The 19,421-nt window shown below is 64.5% G+C and carries 16 protein-coding genes and 2 pseudogenes; 7 read left to right on the plus strand and 11 right to left on the minus strand.

Annotated features, from left to right (window positions below):
- Window positions 1–93 precede the first annotated feature (93 nt).
- The gene (locus tag AUC70_RS06005; protein WP_069443997.1) at window positions 94–915 is read left to right on the plus strand and encodes an exodeoxyribonuclease III; all 822 of its coding nucleotides are present in this window, start codon (window positions 94–96) and stop codon (window positions 913–915) included.
- Window positions 916–948: 33 nt separating this feature from the next.
- Here AUC70_RS06005 and AUC70_RS06010 read toward each other — a convergent pair whose 3' ends face one another.
- A complete protein-coding gene (locus tag AUC70_RS06010; RefSeq protein WP_069443998.1) occupies window positions 949–1,638 on the minus strand; it encodes a response regulator transcription factor in 690 nt (229 codons plus the stop codon).
- Between the two features lie 148 nt (window positions 1,639–1,786).
- Here AUC70_RS06010 and AUC70_RS06015 point away from each other — a divergent pair, with 148 nt between their 5' ends.
- Complete coding sequence (locus AUC70_RS06015) at window positions 1,787–2,314, plus strand: L,D-transpeptidase family protein (RefSeq protein ID WP_244505512.1); 528 nt, start codon at window positions 1,787–1,789, stop codon at window positions 2,312–2,314.
- A 10-nt stretch (window positions 2,315–2,324) separates the two neighbouring features.
- Here AUC70_RS06015 and AUC70_RS06020 read toward each other — a convergent pair whose 3' ends face one another.
- Window positions 2,325–3,020 carry a YggS family pyridoxal phosphate-dependent enzyme gene (locus AUC70_RS06020; RefSeq protein WP_069443999.1) on the minus strand — a complete coding sequence of 232 codons (696 nt, stop codon included), beginning with the start codon at window positions 3,018–3,020 and terminating at the stop codon, window positions 2,325–2,327.
- A 149-nt stretch (window positions 3,021–3,169) separates the two neighbouring features.
- On the opposite strand from AUC70_RS06020, the gene leuS reads away from it, so the two are divergent.
- The 4 genes from leuS (at window position 3,170) to pyrE (ending at window position 8,043) form a co-directional block, all read left to right on the plus strand.
- Window positions 3,170–5,776: a leucine--tRNA ligase gene (leuS, locus tag AUC70_RS06025; protein ID WP_069444000.1), complete on the plus strand. Its 2,607-nt coding sequence runs from the start codon at window positions 3,170–3,172 to the stop codon at window positions 5,774–5,776.
- On the plus strand, window positions 5,763–6,287 hold the full coding sequence (locus AUC70_RS06030) for an LPS assembly lipoprotein LptE (RefSeq protein ID WP_069444001.1): 525 nt from the start codon (window positions 5,763–5,765) through the stop codon (window positions 6,285–6,287). Before leuS ends, AUC70_RS06030 begins: the two co-directional genes overlap by 14 nt.
- Before the next feature lie 96 nt (window positions 6,288–6,383).
- Entirely contained in the window at window positions 6,384–7,385 is a 1,002-nt protein-coding gene (gene holA, locus AUC70_RS06035) for a DNA polymerase III subunit delta (RefSeq protein ID WP_069444002.1), read from the plus strand.
- Between the two features lie 70 nt (window positions 7,386–7,455).
- Entirely contained in the window at window positions 7,456–8,043 is a 588-nt protein-coding gene (pyrE, locus tag AUC70_RS06040) for an orotate phosphoribosyltransferase (RefSeq protein ID WP_069444003.1), read from the plus strand.
- Between the two features lie 37 nt (window positions 8,044–8,080).
- Here the strand turns inward: pyrE and AUC70_RS18775 are convergent, their stop codons facing one another.
- The 6 genes and pseudogenes from AUC70_RS18775 to mnmE form a co-directional block, all read right to left on the minus strand.
- Window positions 8,081–8,185 (minus strand): hypothetical protein, encoded by a 105-nt coding sequence (locus AUC70_RS18775; RefSeq protein ID WP_425283584.1) that lies wholly within the window; start codon window positions 8,183–8,185, stop codon window positions 8,081–8,083.
- A gap of 152 nt (window positions 8,186–8,337) precedes the next feature.
- Window positions 8,338–8,946: pseudogene (locus AUC70_RS06045) on the minus strand (ParB/RepB/Spo0J family partition protein); the annotation flags it as partial.
- A 43-nt stretch (window positions 8,947–8,989) separates the two neighbouring features.
- The gene (locus AUC70_RS06050) at window positions 8,990–9,793 is read right to left on the minus strand and encodes a ParA family protein (protein ID WP_069444004.1); all 804 of its coding nucleotides are present in this window, start codon (window positions 9,791–9,793) and stop codon (window positions 8,990–8,992) included.
- Entirely contained in the window at window positions 9,790–10,353 is a 564-nt protein-coding gene (gene rsmG, locus AUC70_RS06055) for a 16S rRNA (guanine(527)-N(7))-methyltransferase RsmG (RefSeq protein ID WP_244505513.1), read from the minus strand. Before rsmG ends, AUC70_RS06050 begins: the two co-directional genes overlap by 4 nt.
- A gap of 98 nt (window positions 10,354–10,451) precedes the next feature.
- A complete protein-coding gene (gene mnmG / locus AUC70_RS06060) occupies window positions 10,452–12,347 on the minus strand; it encodes a tRNA uridine-5-carboxymethylaminomethyl(34) synthesis enzyme MnmG (RefSeq protein ID WP_206599317.1) in 1,896 nt (631 codons plus the stop codon).
- Window positions 12,348–12,496: 149 nt separating this feature from the next.
- Window positions 12,497–13,846 carry a tRNA uridine-5-carboxymethylaminomethyl(34) synthesis GTPase MnmE gene (gene mnmE / locus AUC70_RS06065; RefSeq protein WP_069444006.1) on the minus strand — a complete coding sequence of 450 codons (1,350 nt, stop codon included), beginning with the start codon at window positions 13,844–13,846 and terminating at the stop codon, window positions 12,497–12,499.
- Window positions 13,847–13,903: 57 nt separating this feature from the next.
- Between mnmE and AUC70_RS06070 the strand changes: the two are divergent.
- A pseudogene (locus AUC70_RS06070) lies at window positions 13,904–15,550 on the plus strand (thioredoxin domain-containing protein); the annotation flags it as partial.
- A 423-nt stretch (window positions 15,551–15,973) separates the two neighbouring features.
- Here the strand turns inward: AUC70_RS06070 and rho are convergent.
- From rho to hemE, 3 genes are all read right to left on the minus strand, one after another.
- Window positions 15,974–17,239 carry a transcription termination factor Rho gene (rho, locus tag AUC70_RS06075; RefSeq protein ID WP_083241309.1) on the minus strand — a complete coding sequence of 422 codons (1,266 nt, stop codon included), beginning with the start codon at window positions 17,237–17,239 and terminating at the stop codon, window positions 15,974–15,976.
- Window positions 17,240–17,524: 285 nt separating this feature from the next.
- On the minus strand, window positions 17,525–17,953 hold the full coding sequence (gene hemJ, locus AUC70_RS06080; protein WP_069444008.1) for a protoporphyrinogen oxidase HemJ: 429 nt from the start codon (window positions 17,951–17,953) through the stop codon (window positions 17,525–17,527).
- 35 nt (window positions 17,954–17,988) lie between these two features.
- On the minus strand, window positions 17,989–19,011 hold the full coding sequence (gene hemE, locus AUC70_RS06085; RefSeq protein WP_069444009.1) for a uroporphyrinogen decarboxylase: 1,023 nt from the start codon (window positions 19,009–19,011) through the stop codon (window positions 17,989–17,991).
- Window positions 19,012–19,421 lie beyond the last annotated feature (410 nt).

Genomic DNA, 19,421 nt, shown 5'->3' on the forward strand with positions numbered 1-19,421 from the left:
CCATGTCAGGCCGGGCCGCCATCCCCAGAAAACAGCGCCTTAGCCGCCCGTTACCATTGCGCGGGCCCCGGCGACGGATTAGCAAGCCTGATCATGCGTTTCAGACTGGCCACGTGGAATATCAACTCCGTTCGCCTTCGGCTCGATCTCGTTCAACGCTTCGTGCGCGCCGAAAACCCGGATGTGCTTTGTCTGCAAGAGATCAAGTGCCAGGAGGATCAGTTTCCGCGTGCCGCCTTCGAGGCCATGGGCTTTCCGCATATCGCCGTGACCGGCCAGAAGGGCTATCACGGCGTGGCCACGGTCTCGAAAATTCCCCTCGTGAAAATGGACCGCATGGATCTGTGCGGCGACGGGCACGCCCGCCACGTCTCCGTCGTTCTGGACGACGGCCTGATCGGTCATAAACCGCTGACTTTGCACAACTTTTACATACCCGCCGGGGGCGACATTCCCGATCCGGTGGCCAACGACAAGTTCCAGCACAAGCTCGACTTCCTCGATGCCCTGACGGCCTGGTCGGCGGCCCACAAGACCAAGGCCAAGAACCGCATGATCCTGGTCGGGGATCTGAACGTGGCGCCGCTGCCGGCGGATGTGTGGTCTCACAAACAGCTTCTGAAAGTCGTCAGCCACACGCCGCCCGAAACCGAACGGATGGCAAAGGCGCTCGCGTCGCACGATTGGATCGACGTGATGCGCCGCCATGTGCCGCCGGAGGAATCGTTGTTCACCTGGTGGAGCTACCGCAACCGCGACTGGCGCGTCTCCAACCGGGGGCGCCGCCTCGACCATATCTGGACGACGCCGGCGTTGGAGGGCGCGGCTGTCGCCATGCGGGTCCTGCAGGAGACGCGCGACTGGGAGCGCCCGTCGGACCATGTGCCGGTGATTTCGGATTTCGAGATCGCGTGACGCGGCCCTCAGCCGCTTGTCAGCGAAAACCTATCAGGGAACGAGCTTGTAGCCGCCCGTCTCGGTGATCAGGAGCTCGGCCTGGGACGGGTCCTTCTCGATCTTCTGGCGCAGACGGTAGATGTGGGTTTCGAGCGTGTGGGTCGTGACCCCCGCGTTGTAGCCCCAGACTTCGTGGAGCAGGACGTCGCGCGTCACCACTCGCTCTCCAGCGCGGTAGAGATATTTGAGGATCGACGTCTCTTTCTCGGTGAGCCGGATCTTCTTCCCGCCATTGGCCTCCAGCAGCAGCTTCGACGCAGGCTTGAACGTGTACGGGCCGATGGTGAAGACCGCGTCCTCGCTCTGCTCGTGCTGGCGGAGCTGCGCGCGGATGCGCGCCAATAGGACGCCGAGCCGGAACGGCTTGGTGACGTAGTCGTTGGCGCCCGATTCGAGACCCAGGATGGTGTCGGCATCGGAGCTCTGGCCCGTCAGCATGATGATCGGGCCCTTGAAGCCGCCGCGCCGCAGGAGCTTGCAGGCTTCGCGGCCGTCGAGATCCGGCAGCCCCACGTCCAGCAAGACCAGATCCACATGGCCGTTGCGGGCAAGCTTGAGTCCGTCCTGCGCTGTCGACGCGAGTTCGGTATCGAACTCCTCATGAAGCGACAGCTGCTCGCTCAAGGACTCGCGCAGTTCATCGTCATCGTCGATGATGAGGATCTTGCGCGCATTGCTCATGGGGCGGTCCTTCCCGACTGATTTCTGCCAAGGCTTTGTTGCTGGTCGCCAGCAAGACAGTTTCTCGGTACACGTTCATAAGGGGGGCGCAGCGAAGCTACAAGTATATCGATTCTCTGGCGTATTGGCGAATGGAGGCCCCGCGGGCGTGAAACGGCCCAAGCCCATCATTGTCCGCCGCGCGCCCGGACGGCCGACGGAGGCGCGGGTACAGCTCGCCCATGGAGTCCGCCGGGCGGCACTCGGCCGGGGCGGCATCAAGCCGCTCAAACGCGAAGGGGACGGCGGCACGCCGACCGGGCCGCTGCCCGTGCGCCGCGTGTTCTACCGGGCGGACCGGCTCTTGCGGCCGCGCACGCCTTTTCCGCTCAAGGCGATCGGCCCGCGCGATGGCTGGTGCGACGACCCTTCGGACAGGAACTACAACCGCCCCGTCCGCATTCCCTACGGCCGGAGCACCGAGTCCATGGCGCGCGAAGACGCGCTCTACGACATCGTACTGGTTCTGGGACACAACGACCGGCCGCGGATCCGGGGACACGGCAGCGCGATCTTCAGTCACCTCGCCCGGCCCGGCTATACGCCGACGGAGGGCTGCATCGCCTTCTCGCTGCCGGATCTTCGGGCCGTGCTCGCCCAACTACGTCCGGGCGGCCGTTTTCTGGTGCTGCCCTAGACGGCGCCGCCTAGTCGAGCAGGACGCGCGCGCCGAAGATCGCCGTGCCGACCCGCACATGGGTCGCCCCGAAAACGATCGCCGTTTCGAAGTCGCCGCTCATCCCCATGCTGAGCTCGGGAAGGCCGAGCTCGTCCGCCAGCTTGGCCAGCAAGGCGAAGTGCATGGCGGGCTCCTCGTCGACCGGGGGAATGCACATCAGTCCCTCGATGGGCAGATTGAAGGTCTCGCGGCAGAGCTCGACGAACGCGGCGACGTCGTCCGGCGCCACCCCGGCCTTTTGCGGCTCCTCGCCTGTGTTCACCTGGACCAGGCAGCGCGGGCGCTTGCCCGTGCGCTCCATTTCCTCGGCGAGGGCCCGGGCGAGCTTCGGCCGGTCCACGGTTTGGATGACGTCGAAGAGCGCCACGGCGTCCTTGACCTTGTTCGTCTGGAGCGGCCCGATGAGATGGAGCTCGATGCCGGGGTGAAGCTCCTTCAGAGCCGGCCACTTGCCCAATGCTTCCTGCACGCGGTTCTCGCCGAAGACGCGCTGGCCCGCCTCGATGGCGTCTTCGATCGCGGCGGCGGGCATGGTCTTGCTGACGGCCACCAGCTCGACGGCGCCGGCGGGGCGATCCGCGCCCTCGCAGGCAAGACGGATATCCTCCCGAACCTGGTCCAGGCGGGCTGGAATTTCAGCGGCGGAGTGGCTTTCTGTGTTCATGCGGGATTCCCGGCGCCCATCATTAGCGGCAGCATCGGGCATGTCCAGCACCTGCGCAGGTCATGCCGCCGCGCGGCGTCACCGCGCGCTTGACCCGGTTGCCGATTTGGTTTCGATTGCCGCGCAATCGAGAAAAGAATGGGGTGACTATGGCCGCGGACCGCTACGACGCGCCGGCACGTGAAAAGCACTGGCAGAAGGCCTGGGACGACAAGGGCCTGTTCGAGGCGCAGGAGGATGGCGGGCGCCCGAAATACTATGTGCTCGAGATGTTTCCGTATCCTTCGGGGCGGATCCACATGGGCCACGTGCGCAACTACACGATGGGCGACGTGGTGGCGCGTTTCATGCGCGCGCGCGGCTACAACGTGCTGCATCCCATGGGCTGGGACGCCTTCGGCCTGCCGGCCGAGAACGCCGCCATCGAGCGCGGCGTCCATCCGGGCAAGTGGACCTACGACAATATCGCGACCATGCGCGGCCAGCTGAAGAGCATGGGCCTGTCGCTGGACTGGTCGCGGGAGATCGCCACCTGCGATCTGGAATACTACCACCAGCAGCAGAAGCTCTTTCTCGACATGCTCGCGGCGGGCCTCGTCGACCGCAAGACGCGCAAGGTGAACTGGGACCCGGTCGACAACACCGTGCTCGCCAACGAGCAGGTCATCGACGGGCGCGGCTGGCGCTCGGGCGCACTGGTGGAGCAGCGCGAGCAGCCCGAATGGGTGTTCAAGATCACGGACTACGCCCAGGATCTGTTGGACGCGCTCGAGACGCTCGAGCGCTGGCCGGACAAGGTGCGCCTGATGCAGGCGAACTGGATCGGCCGGTCCGAGGGACTTCTCCTGAAGTTCGAGACCATGGCTGGCAGCAGCCCGGAAGGCTTCGACACCGTCGAGGTCTTCACCACGCGACCCGATACGCTTTTCGGCGCGTCCTTCGTGGCGATCGCGCCCGACCATGCGCTCGCGCAGGCAGTCGCCTCCTCCGATGCCGAGGCTCGCGCCTTCGTCGAGGAGTGCCAGCGGCACGGCACGAGCGCGGCGGAAATCGAGACGCTCGAGAAGAAGGGCTACGATACGGGCGTGCGCGTCGCGCATCCAATGATCGAAGGGGCCGAACTGCCGGTCTACATCGCCAACTTCATTCTCATGGAATACGGCACAGGCGCCGTCTTCGGCTGTCCGGCGCACGATCAGCGCGACCTGGAATTCGCGCGGGCCTATGGGCTGCCCGTCCTTCCCGTGGTGCTGCCGCCCGGCTCGGACCCCAAAGCGTTCGAGGTCGGCGAGGAGGCCTACACGGGCGACGGAACACTGTTCAATTCCGATTTTCTCGACGGACTGGCCGTGGTCGATGCCAAGAACGCCATGGCCGATCGCCTGGAGGCACGCGAGGTCGGCGGGGCGCCGCAGGGCGCGCGCAAGACGCAGTTCCGCCTGCGCGACTGGGGCATCTCCCGCCAGCGCTATTGGGGCTGCCCCATCCCCATGATCCATTGCGAGACGTGCGGGCTCGTGCCGGTGCCGGACGAGGATCTGCCCGTTAAGCTGCCTGAGGACGTAACCTTCGACGTGCCGGGCAATCCGCTCGACCGGCATCCCACGTGGAAGAAGGTGTCCTGTCCCAAATGCGGGGGCGCCGCGACGCGCGAGACCGATACCATGGACACATTCGTCGATTCGTCCTGGTACTTCGCGCGTTTCTGTTCGCCGCGGGCCAGTGTGCCGACGGACACGAACGCGGTCGGCTATTGGCTGCCAGTGGACCAGTATATAGGCGGGGTCGAGCACGCGATTCTGCATCTGCTCTACGCACGCTTCTTCACGCGCGCCATGCACAGGACCGGACACGTGGCGCTGGACGAGCCCTTCCAGGGCCTGTTCACCCAAGGCATGGTCACCCACGAGACCTACAAGGACGAGGACGGCAAGTGGCTGTTCCCGGAAGACGTCGCCACCCGCGACGGAAAGTCCGTACACGTCTCAACCGGCGCGCCCGTCACGGTCGGCGCAGTCGAATCGATGTCGAAGTCGAAGAAGAACGTCGTCGATCCGGACAGCATCATCGGGACCTACGGCGCCGATACGGCGCGGTGGTTCATGCTCTCCGATACCCCGCCCGAGCGCGATATCGAGTGGACCACGGGTGGCGTCGACGGCGCCCACCGCTTCCTGCAGCGCATCTGGCGTCTCGCCGGCGAGGCGGCGCAGAAGGGCACTGCTGCCGGAACCGCCTGTCCGGCGGACTTGGACGGCGACGCGCTTGCCCTGCGACGGGCGACCCACAAGACCATCGCGGCGGTCACGAGCGCGGTCGAGCGGCTGCGATTCAACTCGGCCGTGGCCCAGATCTACGAGCTAGCCGGCACCCTTTCCTCGGCGCTGCAGGCCGAAGCACCAAGCGAGGGCGTCAGATTCGCGATTCGCGAGGCGGCCGAGGCTCTGGTGCGGCTGGCAGCGCCCATGGTGCCGCATTTGGCCGAGGAATGCTGGAAAATCTTAGGAAATCAAGGCCTTGTGGCGGAACAGGCCTGGCCCGAGGCCGATTCCTCATTGTTGACCGAAGATTCGGTCACAATCGCCGTCCAGGTGAATGGCAAGAGGCGAGGCGAATTGACGATTGCGCGCGACGCCTCGAAAGAAGATATTGAGGCTGCGGCGCTTGCGCTGGCTCCGGTCGCGCGCGCCATTGAGGGACGGGAAATTCGGAAGATCGTGGTCGTACCACAGAGGATCGTCAATGTGGTCGCGTAGTCGCGCATTCGCTGTTGTCGCGGTAGCCGCCATCGCCGGGCTGGGCCTGGCGGGCTGCGGATTCCAGCCGCTCTACGGCAGCAATACAACGACCGCCTCCGGGGCGCGGCTTTCGGAGGCGATGTCGGCGGTCGACGTGCAGCCAATCCCCGGCCGTGTCGGGCAGAAGGTCCGCAACGAGCTGATCTTCTCGAACACCGGCGGCGGCGCTGCACCGACCCCCCGCTACCAGCTCAAGATTGCCTTGAAAGAACGCGATATTCAGCAGCTCGTGCAGGTGACCGGTAACGCGCAAGGGCAGGTTTACCAGCTCCAGGCCACGTATAGGCTTACGGACATCGCCACCGGCAAGGTCATCCACGAAGGCAAGGCCGTTTCGCGGGCGCCGTATACGCGCTTCCAGGAAGTGTTCGCGAATGTGCGGGCCCGGTACAACGCCGAGGACCGCGCCGCCGAGACGGTCTCGCAGAGCATCAAGAGCCAGCTCGCGGCCTATCTTGCGACCACATAGCCGGCCTCACCGGCTCGGAGATGTTCTCATGATTTGCGGGCGGTCACGCCCCGTGCTGGCTTGAGCCCGAGTTTGAGCCCATGATTTCTTGGTCCCATGGTCGCCTATAAAGCCGCCACCGTTTCCCGATTTCTCCGGTCCCCGGATCCCGCGTGCCGGGCCATGCTGGTCTATGGCCCCGATGCCGGGCTCGTGTCGGAGCGGGCGGCCGCCCTCGCCAAAACGCTGGCCGACAGTCTCGGCAAGGATGCGAGGGTGGTCCGCCTGGACGACCGGGACTTCGCGGAGGATCCAGCCCGGCTCGAGGTTGAGTGCCGGACGCGATCGATGTTCGCCTCCGGCAAGGTCGTACGGGCGAAGGCCGGCCCCAAACTCGACGTCGCAGCGCTCAAAGCCCTGTTCTCTGAGCCCTCGGACAATCCCCTCGTCATCGAGGCGGGAAATCTCCGGCCCGACTCGGCGTTGCGGAAGCTGTTCGAGAAGCATGCGGAAGCCGCTGCGCTGCCCTGCTATGCGGACGAGCGGGGCCTGTCGGATCTGATCGAGACGGAGCTCGCCAAGAGCCACCTGTCCATCGATCGCGAGACCAAGGCCTATCTGATGGGACGGCTCGGGGCCGACCAGGCGCTCTCCCGGGGCGAGGTCGCCAAGCTTGCCCTCTACGCCCAAGGCGCGGAGCAGGTCACCCACGACGATGTCGCCGCAATCGTCGGCGACGCGTCGGAGATCGCCCTCGACAATTTCGTCTACGCGGTGAGCGCCGGCGATGCCGCAAAGGCCTTGCGCGAACTCAATCGGCTGGCGGCGTCGGGGACGGACCGCACCGTGGCCCTTGGCGCGCTGTCGCGCCATTTCACCAAGCTCTACCTCGTCGCCACCCACAAGGGCACGATTGAGGACGGCGCCAAGAAGCTGCGCCCGCCACTGCACTACAAGCGGCGCGACGTGTTTCTCAGCCATTGCCGCAAATGGGGCACCCGGCGGCTGGCGAGCACCCTGCCCCTAATCCAAGAGGCCGTGCGCCGGACCCGGCGGTCCCCGGACCTCGGACCGGCCTTCGGCGAACGCCTTCTCCTGGCGCTCGCGTCGAAAGTTTGACACCCCGGGTTTGACGCCGCGACCGCGCGTTCTTATTCAGTAGGCGACTTCACTTTCAGAGGGATGCGCAATGGAGCACCAGGCTGCCGGACAGGACCCCGCGACGTTCGAGCGCCGCAACAAGCTCTTCATGCTGTTGCAGGCGAAGGCCTTCCGGCGCGGAAAGGTGGTCCTCGCCTCGGGTAAGGAGAGCACCTACTACTTCGACATGAAGCCGGCCATGCTCGACCCGGACGGCGCGGCGCTGATGGCCGAGCTTATTCTCCAGGAGCTCGAGGGCATCGAGGCGGACGCCGTCGGCGGTCTCGAGATGGGCGCCGTTCCCTTGATCGCGCCCGTCGCCATGAAGTCTCCTGCTTATGGGCGCTACCTGCCCGGCTTCTTCGTGCGCAAAGCGGTCAAGGACCACGGCACCAAGAAACGCGTCGACGGAAACGATATCGCGGGGAAGACGGTCGTCATTCTCGAAGACGTGACGACGACGGGGGGCTCCGCCATGGATGCGGTCAAGGTCGTCGAGGACGCCGGCGCCAAGGTGTCCCTGGTCATCTCGATCCTCGACCGGGGCGAAGGCGCGGCGGCGCTCTATGCCGACGCGGGCGTTCCCTTCAAGTCTCTATTCAAGGCCGAGGAGTTTCTCGGCGTCGACGCGGCCTAGCGTCCGTATGCGTCGTATTTAGGGACGACGATTGCGGCTAGCGGCCGGGTGTGCGCATGAGCCGTTCGCGCAAGTCTTCGAGCTGATCGAAATTCGTGTAGCGAATGCGCAGCTCGCCGCGTTCGCCGCGGCCGCTCTTGATCTCGCGCGCAGGCCCAGCGCTTCGTGCAGCTCCGTTTCGGCGGCGCGCGTGTTGGCGTCCTTGCCGGCCTTGGCCTTCGTCTTGCCCTTCGCCTTTTGTTCCTGGGCCAGCGCCTCCACCTGGCGCACCGTCAGCCCCTCCTTGACGATACGCTCGGCAAGCTTCGCGGCATCGTCCCGCCCGATCAGGGCGCGGGCGTGACCGGCGCTCAGGTCGCCGTTGCGGACGAGGTCGCGGACAGCCTTGGGTAACTTCAGTAGGCGGAGCGTATTGGCGAGGTGGCTGCGGCTCTTGCCGATGACCTTGGACAGGTCTTCCTGGGTGTAGTCGTGACCGTCCATGAGCGCCTGATAGCCCTCGCCCTCTTCGATGGCGTTGAGGTCCTCGCGCTGAACGTTCTCGATGATCGCGATCTCGATCGCTTCCTTATCCGTCAGTGTACGGATGATAACGGGAACCTCATGGAGGTTTGCCCGCTGGGCCGCGCGCCATCGGCGCTCGCCGGCGACGATCTCGTATTTGTCGGTTCCCTTGGGGCGGACGACGAGTGGCTGCACGAGGCCGCGCTCGCGAATGGAGGCGGCGAGCTCGTCGAGCTGGGCATCGGGAAAGTCGCGCCGCGGGTTGTAGGAACTCGCCTTGAGCGCCGATAGAGCCACGGTCCGCTGATCCTCGGAAGCGAGCGGGGTTCCCGTCGGCTCGTCTCCGATGAGGGAGGCGAGGCTCCGGCCCAATCGCTTCTTCTGTGCGCTCACTGCCATCTTCTTGGTCTCCAGTTCCGGGCGGCATTGGGCCGCCCCCGCATCATGCCGCCTTGATCCGCCGCTCGCGCTCGATGACCTCCGAGGCGAGCTGGATATAGGCTTGGCTTCCACTGCACTTGTAATCGTAGAGAAGGACGGGCTTGCCGTGCGACGGCGACTCGGCCACGCGCACGTTCCTCGGGATCACGGTCGTGTAGACCTTGTCGCCGAGGACATCCCGGACGTCCTGCACCACCTGGTCCGACAGGCTGGTGCGCTGGTCGTACATGGTCAGCACCACGCCGTGGATGCGCAGCTTCGGGTTGAGCCGGCCGCGGATCTCCTCGACTGTGCTCAAGAGCTGCGCCAAGCCCTCCAAGGCAAAGAACTCGCATTGCAGCGGCACCAGCACGGCGTCGGCCGCCGCCAGGGCGTTGAGGGTCAGAAGGTTGAGCGAGGGCGGGCAGTCGATCAGCACATAGGTCGTGCGCTCATCGTCACTCTCACTGGCCGCAAGCTCGGCGAAACAATCGCGCAAACGGTAGTGTTTGCCGCTGCTCTCGCCCACCTCCCGCTCGAACGACATCAGATCGATGGTCGCCGGGATGATCGACAGGCGCGGTACATGGGTCGCGACCTTCGCGTCGAGGATCGAGGCATCGCCGGTGAGAACGTCGAAGGTCGAGTGTTCGCGCTGTTCGATGCCGAGGCCCGTCGAGGCGTTGCCTTGCGGATCGAGATCGACGATCAGCACGCGTTCGCCGACGGCGGCGAGGGCGGTGCCGAGATTGATCGCGGTGGTGGTCTTGCCGACGCCGCCCTTCTGATTGGCGAGCGCCAGGACGCGCATGGCATTCCGGCTCATGCGGGCCTCCGGCGCAGGTTCGTGATTTCGACTATCCGCGCGTCGTCCGCCGTCAGGCTGGGGTGGCACGCATGATCGAAGCTCCACCGGTCTTGGGCGGAGGCGATCTCGGCTTCTGTTTCGCGGCCTTTCAGGAACAGCCCCCGGGTTTCACCTCGCAGAAACGGTTCTGCAAGCTCCAAGAGACGGGGCAGCGGCGCGAGCGCGCGGGCGCTGACCACGTCCGGCCTTAGGCTTTGGGCGTTTTCGGCAAACTGTTCAATACGCATCGCATGAATGTCCACAGGGGCCTCGACGGCCCGAGCCACTTGGCCGAGAAAGGCGCACTTCTTGTGGTTCGATTCAACGAGGTGCATGCGGAAGTCCGGATCGCCGCTTCGAAGGATGGCGACGACCATTCCTGGAAAGCCGCCGCCCGATCCTAGATCGAGCCAGAGTCGCGCTTTCGGTGCAAGCCCTGAAAGCTGTGCTGAGTCGGCCAGGTGGCGGCTCCAGACGTCGGGAAGCGTGGAGGGGGCGACGAGATTCGTCGTTTTCTGCCAGTGCTCCAGGAGCTCCACAAAGCGCTCTAGCCTGTGGATTGTTTCATGTGAAACTTTAAAGGTTTCGGCGAACGATTCCGCACTCGAGGCGAGGGCGCCGTGCTTAGTGTCCGCACTCATGCACTTTTCGCCGCTGCGCCTTTTTTCACGTGAGCAAGCAGCAGCATCAGCGCCGCCGGCGTCATGCCGTCGAGGCGCGCCGCCTGACCAAGGCTCGCCGGCCGATGCCGGGACAGCTTGTGCCGAAGCTCGTTGGAAAGACCCGGAAGCGCCTCGTAGGAGAAGTCGGCGGGGATCGCGATCGCCTCGTCCTTGCGGAACGCCGCGACGTCCATTTCCTGCCGCGCGATATAGACCGCGTAGCGCGCATCGATGGCCATTTGGTTGGCGATGGATGGATCGAGCGCGCCGATCTCCGGCCAGATCTGAGCGAGACGCGCCAGATCGATCTCCGGATAACTAAGAAGGTCGAAGGCGCTGCGCTTGCGCCCATCCCGATTGATGGTGAGCCCGGCCCTACCGGCTTCGTTCGGCGTCAGCGTCAGACTGCGTAGAAGTTCGGCCCCGGCCGCCAGACGTTCCGCCTTCGCCTCGTAAGACCGGCGCCGCTCCGCACCCACACAGCCCACGGCGATGCCGAGGGGCGTGAGCCGCTGGTCCGCGTTGTCGGCACGGAGCATGAGCCGGTATTCCGCCCGAGAGGTGAACATGCGGTAGGGCTCGGTGACGCCACGCGTCACCAGATCGTCGATCATCACGCCGAGATAGCCGTCCGCCCGCGTCACCGCGAAACGGTCCCGACCGCCGCCCGCGACCTTCGCCGCGTTGAGGCCGGCAATGAGGCCTTGCGCGCCGGCCTCCTCGTAGCCCGTCGTCCCGTTGATCTGTCCGGCCAGGAACAGACCCGGCACGGCCTTGGTCTCGAGGCTCGGATGCAACTCGCGCGGATCCACGTAATCGTACTCGATCGCATAGCCCGGGCGTTTCACGTGAACGTTCTCCAGACCCGCGATGGTCTTCAGGAACGCGTGCTGAACGTCCTCGGGCAGGGAGGTCGAAATGCCGTTGGGGTAGACCGTGTCGTCGTCGAGGCCCTCCGGCTCCAGAAAGATCTGGTGGCTCGCCCGGTCCTGGAAGCGCACCACCTTGTCCTCGATGGAGGGGCAGTAGCGCGGGCCGACGCTCTCGATGGCGCCCGAATACATCGGCGCGCGCGAAAGGTTCGCCTCGATGATTCTATGAGTCTCTTCAGACGTATAGGTGATGTGGCAGGGCACCTGCGGCGTGGTGATCGCCTCCGTCAGGAAGGAGAACGGCACCGGAGGCGTATCGCCGGGTTGTTCCTGCAAGCGATCCCAATCGATGGTCTTGCCGTCGAGGCGCGGGGGCGTTCCCGTCTTCAGCCGGCCCATGCGCAGCCCGAGGCCGTAGAGGCGCTCCGACAGACCCAGGGCAGGCGCCTCGCCCATGCGGCCCGCCGGAATACGCGTGTCGCCGATATGGATGAGCCCGCGCAAGAACGTGCCGGTCGTCAAGACGACCGCGCCTGCCGCGAGCCGGCGGCCGTCGCCCGTGACGATGCCCGCCACGCGGCCGCGATCGACGATCAGATCTTCGGCCGCCGCCTCGATCACATGGAGATTGTCCGTGGCCGCGATGGCGGCCTGCATGGCCTGCCGGTAGAGCTTGCGGTCGGCCTGGGCCCGCGGCCCCTGCACCGCCGGACCCTTGCTCCGGTTCAGCATGCGGAACTGAATGCCAGCGGCATCGGCGACACGGCCCATCAGTCCATCGAGCGCATCGATCTCGCGCACGAGATGCCCCTTGCCCAAGCCGCCGATAGCCGGATTGCACGACATCTCGCCGATGGACGATGCGCTGTGGGTGACCAAAGCCGTGCGCGCACCGAGCCGTGCGGCCGAAGCCGCGGCTTCGCAACCGGCGTGGCCGCCGCCAATAACAATCACGTCGTAGGGCTTGTGTGTAGGCGCATCGCTCATGTTGTCGCTCATGGGCGCTAAGTAGTCGCGAAACGCCCCGCGTCAAAGCAGAGCCGCCATGGCAGCCGCGCGGGACGGATGTTTCACGTGAATCATTCGGAGAGGGGCGCTCGGCAACGTTTCACGTGAATCATTTTGGCCACGCGCTTCGCCCATGCCCCCTATTTGCCGATGCAGAACTCGGAGAAGATGGCGCCAAGCACCTCCTCCACGTCGATCCGGCCCGTGAGGCGCCCCAAATGATGCGCGGCGATCCGCAGCTCCTCTGCCCGGAGCTCCGCATCGAGATCATGGTTAACAAATCGTTTCAGCGCGTCCCGAACTGACACAAGCTCGGCCCGATGGCGCGTCCTCGTGATCGGTGTCGCGCCTGCGGAATCGACGCCCTCACCCGCACGCGCGCCCAACTCCGCGATGAGACCGTCCAGGCCCTCTCCCGTCTTGGCCGAGATCGTCAACCCGGATACGTCACCCAGCTCCGGTCCAGAGCCCAAATCCGATTTGTTCGTCACGGTCACAACCGGCACCTCGCCAAAGCCCGGCGAAGCTTCCGGCTTCGACGCGTCGGCATCCACGATCCAAAGCACCAGGTCCGCCGCCTCCGCCCGCGAGACCGCGCGCCGGATGCCCTCGCTCTCGACGGCGCCGCCGCCCTCGCGAAGCCCGGCCGTGTCCGCCACGATGATCGGCATACCGCCGATATCCAGATGGACCTCGATCACGTCGCGCGTGGTGCCGGCCTCCTCCGAGACGATCGCCACATCACGCTTTGCGAGCGCATTCAGGACCGACGACTTGCCGGCGTTCGGCGGTCCCGCGATGACCACGCGAAACCCGTCCCGCAGGCGCTCGCCGCTATGATCGGCGAGATGCGCCTCAAGGCGCGGCAGCAGGGCCTGGACCACATCGACGGCGAGCCGCGCGGCGTCGTCCGCAACGTCCGCCTCGTCGGAAAAATCGAGCCCAGCCTCCATGAGGCTCTGCGCCTTGAGGAGCTCGGCCCGCCAACCCTCATAGAGATGCCGAAGCCCGCCTTCGGACTGGGCCAGGGCCTGACGCCGCTGGGCCTCCGTCTCGGCGCTGACCAGATCGGCCAGGCCCTCCACTTCGGTCAGATCCAGCTTGCCGTTCTCGAAAAGCCTCCGGGCGAATTCGCCGCGCTCGGCAAGGCGCGTGCCCGCCGTGACCAGCGCGGCCTCCACTACGGCCTTGACGACGGCACGGCCGCCATGCACCTGCAGCTCGGCCATGTCCTCGCCCGTGAAGCTGGCCGGACCCGGAAACCACAGCACCAGCCCGCGATCGATCCCCCCGATGCGGCGCAAGGCTGCTTCACGTGGAACAGGCAGTGATTCTATGAGGTGCTCAAGTACCGCACGTGTCTGCGGCCCGGAAATCCGAACGACCGCGACGGCGGCGACCCCTGCGCCCGAGGCGAGCGCCACGATCGTCTCGCCGGACTGCGACGCTTCCGCCCGCCTGGACTCGTGATGCGTGGGGCTATGCTTCATAGTCTATCGTACCCGAAGAATATCGAATTCGCGGCCACACGCGGACCGGAAGGCAGGATGAGCGAAAACGGCGGAAACCAACTCGGCGACGAGACCAGCCCCTATTTGCGACAGCACAAGGACAATCCCGTCCATTGGCGCCCATGGGGCCCGGACGCACTGGCCGAAGCCAAACGCACCGGCAAGCCCATTCTGCTGTCTGTCGGCTATGCCGCCTGTCATTGGTGCCACGTGATGGCCCATGAGAGCTTCGAGGATCCTGAAACAGCCGCGGTCATGAACGACCTGTTCGTGAACATCAAGGTCGATCGCGAGGAACGGCCCGACGTCGACTCGATCTACATGAACGCGCTGCAGATGATCGGCGAGCAGGGCGGCTGGCCCCTGACCATGTTCCTCACGCCGGACGCCGAACCCTTCTGGGGCGGCACCTACTTCCCGAAGCACCAGCGCTATGGCCGGCCGGCCTTCGTGGCCGTTCTGCGCACGGTCGCCCACACGTTTCACGCGGAGCCGCAAAAGGTCCGCACCAACGCCGACGCCCTGCGCACTCGGCTTCACCCCACCCAGCCAAAGGGCGAGGCGGTGCCGCTCACGGACGCCACGCTCCAGAACTGGACCCAGCGCTTCCTCCAGGCCGTGGACCCCGTGACGGGGGGCATGCGCGGCGCCCCCAAATTTCCGCAGACCAATTTCTTCGCGCTGCTCTGGCGGGGCGGCCTCCGCTACGACGTCGAAGCCTTGCGCGAGGCTGTCGACCTCACCCTGACCCATATCTGCCAGGGCGGCATCTACGACCATGTGGGCGGGGGCTTCGCCCGCTACAGCGTCGACGAGCAATGGCTCGTGCCTCACTTCGAGAAGATGCTCTACGACAACGCCCTCCTGATCGACCTCATGACCGAGGTCTGGCGCGAGACCAAATCGCCCCTCTATGCCAAGCGGATCGAGGAGACGGTCGGCTGGCTGTTGCGGGAAATGGTCACTGAAGGCGGCGCCTTCGCCGCTTCCCTCGATGCGGACTCCGAAGGCGAGGAAGGCAAGTTCTATGTCTGGGACTTCGACGAGGTGAAGGCCCTGCTTGGCGCGGACAACATCAACTTCTTCGCCGACATGTACGATGTCACACCGCCGGGCAATTTCGAAGGCAAGAACATCCCTAACCGTCTGCATACGGTCGAATTGCGGGACGAGGAAACCGAGGCACGGCTGCAACGTATGCTGCGAGCGTTATTCGAAAGCCATTCGCTCCGTATACGTCCTGGCTTCGACGACAAGGTCTTGGCCGACTGGAACGGACTGATGATCGCGGCGCTCGCCAATGCGGCTACGGCCTTCGACAGGCCCGAGTGGTTAGAGGCCGCGGAAGCCGCCTTCGATTTCGTCCTTATGCGGATGAGTATGGGCGTGCGGCTCATCCATTCCTATCGCGAAGGTCCGGGAAACGCGCCGGCGACCTCAAGCGACTATGCCAACATGATCCGCGCCGCGCTCGCGCTCGCCAACGCCACCAACAATCCGGAATACGTGGAGCAGGCCTGCGCCTGGACCCATGTGCTCGACAAACATTATTGGTCCGAGGATCTCGGCGGCTATCACCTGGCGGCCGACGACACGGAAGACATTCTCGTGCGCCCGCTCAACGCCCATGACGACGCGACGCCCAATGCCAACGCGATGATGATTTCGAACCTCGTCGCGCTCGCCTCATGGACCGGCAATAATACGTATACGGATCGTGCCGAGAGGATCGTCGAGGCGTTCGGCCCCGCGATCACGGCGAACCCTGTCGGGCATTCGGGCATGCTGGGCGCGGCGCTCGACCGGCTGGCGCCGGCGCTCGTTGTCCTGATGGTGCCGGAAGGCGGCGACCCCACGGCCATGCGCGCGGCACTCCGGGACGTGTCGCTCCCCAATGCGGTGGTGGACGAGGTCTGGGCCGACGAGACCCTGCCGTCCACGTCACCGCAGCCGGCAAGACCGTCATCGACGCAAAACCACCGCTTACGTCTGTATCGGCCCGCAATGCTCTCTGCCGGTCACGGAACCCGAAAAGCTCGTGGAGACGATCAAGACGTCGCGGCGGGGGACCGTCGCCTAAAAGCGCCGGCCCGAAGGCCGACACTCCTACGTATTCATCGAATCGAAGAACTCGTCGTTGTTCTTGGTCTGCTTCAGTTTGTCGACCAGGAACTCGATCGCATCCATGGTGCCCATGGGGTTCAGGATGCGGCGGAGCACGTACATCTTCTTGAGCTGATCCTTGTCGACCAGCAGCTCCTCTTTCCGGGTACCGGAGCGGGCAATATCGATGGCCGGGAACACGCGCTTGTCGGCGACCTTGCGGTCGAGCACGACTTCGGAGTTACCGGTGCCCTTGAACTCTTCGAAGATGACTTCGTCCATGCGGCTGCCCGTATCGATCAGGGCCGTGGCGATGATCGTCAGTGAACCGCCTTCTTCGATATTACGCGCGGCGCCAAAGAAGCGCTTCGGGCGCTGGAGCGCGTTCGCGTCCACACCGCCGGTCAGCACCTTGCCGGAGGAAGGGACCACCGTGTTGTAGGCGCGGCCCAGACGCGTGATCGAATCCAGAAGGATGACCACGTCACGGCCGTGCTCCACAAGGCGCTTGGCCTTCTCGATAACCATCTCGGCCACCTGCACGTGGCGCGCGGCCGGCTCGTCGAAGGTCGAGGACACGACCTCGCCCTTCACCGAGCGCTGCATGTCGGTCACTTCTTCCGGGCGCTCGTCGATCAGGAGCACGATCAGATAGCACTCCGGATGATTGGCGGTGATCGCGTGGGCGATATTCTGGAGGATCACCGTCTTACCGGTGCGCGGCTGGGCCACGATCAGGCCACGCTGGCCCTTGCCGATCGGCGCCACGATATCGATGACCCGTCCAGTATGGTCCTTCCTGGTCGGATCCTCGGTCTCCATCTCGAGACGCTCGTCCGGATAGAGCGGCGTCAGATTGTCGAAATGAATCTTGTGGCGCTGCTTGTCGGGGTCCTCGAAATTGATTGTGTTGACCTTGAGAAGCGCGAAATAGCGTTCGCCTTCCTTGGGGCTTCTGATCTGCCCCTCGACCGTGTCGCCAGTCCGAAGACCGAAGCGCCGGATCTGCGAGGGCGAAACGTAGATGTCGTCGGGGCCGGCCAGATAGTTCGAATCCGGCGACCGTAGAAAGCCGAACCCATCCTGCAGTACCTCGACCACGCCCTGGCCGGTGATGTCGACCTCCCGGGCGGCGAGTTGCTTCAGGATCGCAAACATCAGCTCTTGCTTGCGCATGGCGTTCGCGTTTTCGACTTCGACCTCCTCGGCAAAGCTCAAAAGCTCCGTCGGCGATTTGGCCTTCAAATCTTGCAGCTTCATTTCCTGCACGCTGCTAACTCCAATGGGAAAAAGGTTGTTGGTTGGATTGCCGCACGCCTTGCGGCACGCGAACGAAGAAAAAGGGAAAGGGATGGTCTATGGCGGGAGGGCGGCGGGACCGCCCCGGCCAGTCCACGTCAGATACCGGACTGGAACCTTGGGGCTTAGACTAGATTCGAGTCGTCTTATAGCAGAGCCCGCGCCCGCGCGGAATAGATTAGGCTCAAAAGCCGCACAGAATTTGCTTGGGTTCTGATTGAGCCGTAATCGGCCGCAAAAAACCGCAATAAGCCCCTAAAAAGGCTTTACCGCCGCCAGGATGACAATAGCGATCATCAGGAGCGTGGGGACTTCATTGGCGATCCGGTAGAAGCGCTGGCTATGGGTGTTGCGATCTCCGGCGAACTCCCGTGTCCAGCGGGCGAGGAAACCCGTGAAACCCGACATCGCCACAACCAGGAGCAGCTTGAGGTGGAACCAGCCCGCATGGGCCCAATCCACCACGTAATAGGCCAGGATCAACCCGAACACCCAGCTCGCGATCATAGCCGGTGTGATGATCGCCTTGAGGAGCCGGCGCTCCATGACCTTGAAGGTTTCGGACTGTTTCGATCCCGCCTCCGCCTCGGTGTGATAGACGAACAGCCGCGGCAGGTAGAGGACACCCGCCATCCAGGCGATCACAGAGATGATGTGAAACGCCTTGACGTAGAGAAGAAACATAATCTTTTCAGACCTTTAGACGGCGTGTTCGCCTTTTACCAGGCGCACGAGCGTTCCACGTTCTCGATTGGCGTCTCCGGCAGAATGCCATGGCCGAGATTGAAGATGAACGGCCGGTCACCGAGCGCCTCCAGGATCTCATGGACGCGCGCATCCAGTTGGGGCCCGCCGGTGACCAGCAGCACCGGATCCAGATTACCCTGTACGGGCACAATTGGCTGGAGCGTGTCGCGGATCCAGCCGACCGGCAGGCTGGTATCGCACCCGACCGCATCGATCCCCGTTTCTTGCGCGTAACGCACCGCCGAGGGTCCCGCACCCCTCGGAAAGCCGATGATTGGAATGTCCGGCGCCTCAGCCTTCACCCGCTCCACGATGTCTCGGGTCGGTGCGATGCACCACCTGGCGAACGCATCCTCGGGAAGGCTCCCCGACCAGCTATCGAAGATCTGGAGTGCTCGGCAGCCCGCGCGGACCTGCCCCAGCAGATAGGTCACCGACGTCTCCACGATCGTATCGATGAGAGCTCGGAACAGCGGCGGGTCCTCGTAAGAGAGCGCCCGCGCCCGGGCCTGGTCCTTGCTGCCGGCGCCTTCGACCATGTAGGTGGCAACGGTCCAGGGCGCCCCACAGAAGCCGATCAACGGAACACCCTCCGGAAGCCCGGCGACTACCCGTTCCACCGTCTCATAGACCGGTGAGAGCCGTTCAGGGGCCGCTGTAGGATCGAGCCGTCCCAGAGCCGCTGCGTCGCGAATGGGTTTGAGCTTCGGACCCTCTCCTTCCACGAACGCAACCGACTGACCGAGCGCATAGGGCACAATCAGAATGTCGGAGAAGACGATCGAGGCATCGAATGGAAAACGGCGCAGGGGCTGAAGCGTGACTTCGGCCGCCAATTTCGGTGTCAGGCACAGATCCAGGAACGAGGGAACGGTCTTCCGGACTTCCCGGTACTCGAGCAGATAGCGGCCGGCCTGACGCATCAGCCACATGGGTGGAGGCGAACAGGTCTGGCCGCTCAGAACGGACAGAAACGGAGAGTCGGGAACAGACATGCGCTTCTCTAAAACTAATAAGAAGAGTCTTTAAAAGGGTTTCTGTTGTTTTTGTTATGCCGTGAATAGCGGACATTCATCTTCATCACCACTGTTTCAACAGGGACCGCATGCCCGCATTTGACGGTATGGCGATGATTGTAGCGGGCTGTGCCTGGGGGCGCTTGATACAAGGTGTAACAGCCTGAAGTTTCCCGTATTTTCGCACCACGGTACGGCTTGAGAACGGTCGGATGACCTGTGCGTTTCACCCCCTCGGAGCTGGGGATGAAAAAGGCTATTGTCTCCCTGCTAACAAACTCCGTCACGATCTAGACACAGACGAATCTGTGAAAAAGACAGCGTATGATTTGCAGGTCAGCGGGGAGAGATGCGGCACCCCCTAGTGTTGCTCCTATCGCCCGCCCCAG

The organism is Methyloceanibacter stevinii (assembly GCF_001723355.1).
GTDB lineage: Bacteria > Pseudomonadota > Alphaproteobacteria > Rhizobiales > Methyloligellaceae > Methyloceanibacter > Methyloceanibacter stevinii.

Excerpts from the sequence above, each read along its gene's own strand:
- AUC70_RS06005 (WP_069443997.1), top strand. The coding sequence starts at position 94 with ATGCGTTTCAGACTGGCCACGTGGAATATCAACTCCGTTCGCCTTCGG.
- AUC70_RS06010 (WP_069443998.1), bottom strand. The coding sequence starts at position 1,638 with ATGAGCAATGCGCGCAAGATCCTCATCATCGACGATGACGATGAACTG.
- AUC70_RS06020 (WP_069443999.1), bottom strand. The coding sequence starts at position 3,020 with ATGAACACAGAAAGCCACTCCGCCGCTGAAATTCCAGCCCGCCTGGAC.
- leuS (WP_069444000.1), top strand. The coding sequence starts at position 3,170 with ATGGCCGCGGACCGCTACGACGCGCCGGCACGTGAAAAGCACTGGCAG.
- AUC70_RS06030 (WP_069444001.1), top strand. The coding sequence starts at position 5,763 with ATGTGGTCGCGTAGTCGCGCATTCGCTGTTGTCGCGGTAGCCGCCATC.
- holA (WP_069444002.1), top strand. The coding sequence starts at position 6,384 with ATGGTCGCCTATAAAGCCGCCACCGTTTCCCGATTTCTCCGGTCCCCG.
- pyrE (WP_069444003.1), top strand. The coding sequence starts at position 7,456 with ATGGAGCACCAGGCTGCCGGACAGGACCCCGCGACGTTCGAGCGCCGC.
- AUC70_RS06050 (WP_069444004.1), bottom strand. The coding sequence starts at position 9,793 with ATGAGCCGGAATGCCATGCGCGTCCTGGCGCTCGCCAATCAGAAGGGC.
- mnmG (WP_206599317.1), bottom strand. The coding sequence starts at position 12,347 with ATGAGCGACAACATGAGCGATGCGCCTACACACAAGCCCTACGACGTG.
- mnmE (WP_069444006.1), bottom strand. The coding sequence starts at position 13,846 with ATGAAGCATAGCCCCACGCATCACGAGTCCAGGCGGGCGGAAGCGTCG.
- hemJ (WP_069444008.1), bottom strand. The coding sequence starts at position 17,953 with ATGTTTCTTCTCTACGTCAAGGCGTTTCACATCATCTCTGTGATCGCC.
- hemE (WP_069444009.1), bottom strand. The coding sequence starts at position 19,011 with ATGTCTGTTCCCGACTCTCCGTTTCTGTCCGTTCTGAGCGGCCAGACC.